General features: G+C 62.1%; 3 protein-coding genes. 2 read left to right on the plus strand and 1 reads right to left on the minus strand.

The window, feature by feature from the left end; genetic code table 11:
* Positions 1–390: 390 nt before the first annotated feature.
* On the minus strand, positions 391–1005 hold the full coding sequence (locus ABSG20_RS34655; RefSeq protein WP_423868935.1) for an invasion associated locus B family protein: 615 nt from the start codon (positions 1003–1005) through the stop codon (positions 391–393).
* Between the two features lie 526 nt (positions 1006–1531).
* On the opposite strand from ABSG20_RS34655, the gene coxB reads away from it, so the two are divergent.
* Together coxB and ABSG20_RS34665 are read left to right on the plus strand one after the other, a co-directional pair.
* The gene (gene coxB, locus ABSG20_RS34660) at positions 1532–2341 is read left to right on the plus strand and encodes a cytochrome c oxidase subunit II (RefSeq protein ID WP_423868936.1); all 810 of its coding nucleotides are present in this window, start codon (positions 1532–1534) and stop codon (positions 2339–2341) included.
* Positions 2342–2442: 101 nt separating this feature from the next.
* A partial coding sequence (locus ABSG20_RS34665) for a cbb3-type cytochrome c oxidase subunit I (protein ID WP_423868937.1) occupies positions 2443–3160 on the plus strand: 718 nt, incomplete at its 3' end.

Raw genomic sequence — 3160 nt, forward strand, 5'->3', positions numbered from 1 at the left:
CCATTGTGTGGGGAATGCCGGATGATCCGGTGCCTCGCTGTTACCTCGTGTGCGTCGGCCGTTTTCTTGCACGCGAGGCCGCGGGTGCCTCTGGGCATCGCGGCATTCCCCGCGCCCTCTGTTATCCGAGGGCGAGACGTTCTTGCAAAAGCCCGGGCGCCTGGCGCCGCGGGGCGTTTATTCGCGTCTGGATTTCGTGAGGCCCGGGCATCCACGTCTTTCTTTCTTCGGCGCGGAAAAGACGTCGATGGCCGGGACAGGCCAGGACGTAGCCCGGCCATGACGACAAATAAAGTGACTGACTTGTAAAGTGACTGACTTGGCTGTTTGACAATTGAATCGGAAATTCATGCGGCGGGCCGAAGGCCGCCGCATGATCTACCTGTTGCCTCACGGCAGCTTGTCATACCCCTCCGCCAGCCCGTTCAGGCTGAGCGGAAAGCCGATCCCCTCTTCCGGGGTCTCGAAAATAATGAACGTCGCGGTCTTGGCGCTTTTCAACTGGCCGAGCAGCTTGTCGTCCATCACGACTTCGGCGACGCAGCCATTGGGCAGGCACCTGACAAAGCCGGCGCGGCCGACATCGACATTGTCGAGTTTCAAGCCGAGGCCGGAGGGCAAGAGCACGCCGAGCGGCGCTACCACGCGCATCAGCCGGCTCTTCTGGTCGGCGGTTTTCAGCATGATGACCGTGAGGCCGGCATTGGAGCGGTCCTCGGCTACCACGCTCTGGATCAGGGCGCACTGCTCGGCCTGCGCGCCGGGCGGCGTGTCGCAGCGGATCTGCCAGTCGCCATGGACCGATTTGATAGCGCCTTGGGCGCTGGCGGCCGCCGTCAGGCCAAACAGGAAGGCAATGGCGAGCATGGCGGCGGCAAGATTTGTGGCAAAACTTCCGGAGGCAGGACCTTTGGTGAAGCTTGCGCCCGGCCGGCGGTCGAAAGCGGCGGCAGACGGATGGCCGCGACCGGCATCGCTTCTCGCCCTGTATGTCGAAGGCCCCATCGGGGTCGATTCCTTGATATTGGCTTGGAGACTACCTTGGATTTTCCCTGGGATATTCCCTTGCGCAACCGGGCAGAAGGTTGGACCGATACCGCGCTGGTCTGATACGGCAATGACGGCGTCTTGAAGGCATTTTAGCGTCGGCACGTGACTCCGCCGATCGCGAATCAGGTCACGGTCAAAGCTTTCTCGCCTGTGCCTACAGCGGGCAATCCGCCTGTCAAGCGGCGCCGGGGAGTAAAAGGGAGTAAAAGCAGCGCTGTGGCTGATTTCAAGTTAAAATCCGACAGCCGCCGATTAGCCGGTGCAGCCTCACTCTGCGTCGCACTCCTGCATTGCGAGAGCCCGAGAATTATGGTTTGAGAGGCTGGATTTCGACGCATTCCAGCGATCTGGCCCGGGAGCTTGCCAAGTCTTCACCTTGACTAAGTCTTCCCCAGGGCCGTTTACCGGGGGGCGGAGCGTGCGGCATTCCCGCCACCAGGCGGAATGTTTTGGCGGTTTGATCTAAGGGAGCGCGAGCGGCATGACGATGGCGAGAGCCCGGATGGGCCGGCGGTTTCTGGGACTGGCGGTGGCCGGTGGTGTGCTGGTCACAGGCGGGGCGGCATTGGCCGAACTGGGGCAGCCGGCGCCGTGGGAATACCGGCTGCAGGAAGCGGCGACGCCGGTGATGGAAAGCATCACCTGGTTCCACAATGTGCTGCTCTTGATCATCACCCTCATCACGCTGTTCGTGCTGGCGCTTTTGGTTGCGGTCGTGGTGAAGTTCAACGCCAGAGCCAACCCGGTGCCCTCCAGAACCACCCACAACAGCCTGATCGAAGTGGCGTGGACGCTGATTCCGGTCCTGATCCTGGTCGGCATCGCGGTGCCGTCGTTCCGGCTGTTATTTCTCGAGCTCGACGTTCCCAAGGCCGACCTGACCGTCAAGGCGACCGGCAAGCAGTGGTACTGGAGCTACGCCTACCCGGATAACGGCAAGTTCGAATTCGATTCGCTGATGGCCGAGAACAAGCAGCCCCGGCTGCTCGGCGTCGATAACGAGATGGTGGTACCCGTCAACAAGATCGTCCGGGTTCAGACCACCGGCGCCGACGTGATCCATTCCTTCGCGGTGCCGGCGTTCGGCATCAAGATCGACGCCATCCCCGGCCGTCTCAACGAGACCTGGTTCAAGGCCACCAAGCTCGGCATGTTCTACCACGCCTTCATGCCGATCGCGGTGCGGGTGGTGAGCGATCAGGAGTTCACGGCCTGGGTTGAGGACGCGAAGAAGAAATTTGCCTCCGCGCCGGCGAATTCCTACGCCTCGGCGGGCGCCGTGGCGCAATAGGCGCAAAAGGCTCAAGGCCGAAGAGCCGAGGGCTTATCGATTGAGGACAAGGGCGACGGGACCGCGAGGTCCGAAAAGGGACTGCAAGGCAGGATTTGAAAATGGCAACGACTGCAGCGACACACCACGACCACGCCCAAGACCACTCACATGACGATCACGCCCACGACCATCCGACCGGCTGGCGGCGCTTCGTCTATTCGACCAACCACAAGGACATCGGCACGATGTACCTGGTGTTCGCGGTCATCGCCGGCATCATCGGCGCGGCGATGTCGATCGCGATCCGCGCCGAACTGATGTTTCCCGGCGTGCAGATTTTCCACAATACCCACACCTACAACGTGTTCGTGACCTCGCACGGCCTGATCATGATCTTCTTCATGGTGATGCCGGCGATGATCGGCGGCTTCGGCAACTGGTTCGTGCCGTTGATGATCGGCGCGCCGGACATGGCGTTCCCGCGCATGAACAACATCTCGTTCTGGCTGTTGCCGGCTTCATTCGCGCTGCTCTTGACCTCGACCTTCGTCGAAGGCGAGCCCGGCGCCAACGGCGTCGGCGCCGGCTGGACCCTGTACGCGCCGCTGTCGACATCGGGCCATCCCGGACCGGCGGTCGATTTTGCCATTCTGTCGATCCATCTGGCCGGCGCCTCCTCGATCCTCGGCGCCATCAACTTCATCACCACGATCTTCAACATGCGCGCGCCGGGCATGACCCTGCACAAGATGCCGCTGTTCGTGTGGTCGATCCTGGTGACCGTGTTCCTGCTGCTATTGTCGCTGCCGGTGCTGGCCGGAGCCATCACCATGCTGC

It is taken from the genome of Bradyrhizobium sp. (assembly GCF_049512235.1).
Classification (GTDB): domain Bacteria; phylum Pseudomonadota; class Alphaproteobacteria; order Rhizobiales; family Xanthobacteraceae; genus Bradyrhizobium.

Coding starts and splice junctions, on each gene's coding strand:
- ABSG20_RS34655 (WP_423868935.1), bottom strand. CDS start 1,005: ATGGGGCCTTCGACATACAGGGCGAGAAGCGATGCCGGTCGCGGCCAT.
- coxB (WP_423868936.1), top strand. CDS start 1,532: ATGACGATGGCGAGAGCCCGGATGGGCCGGCGGTTTCTGGGACTGGCG.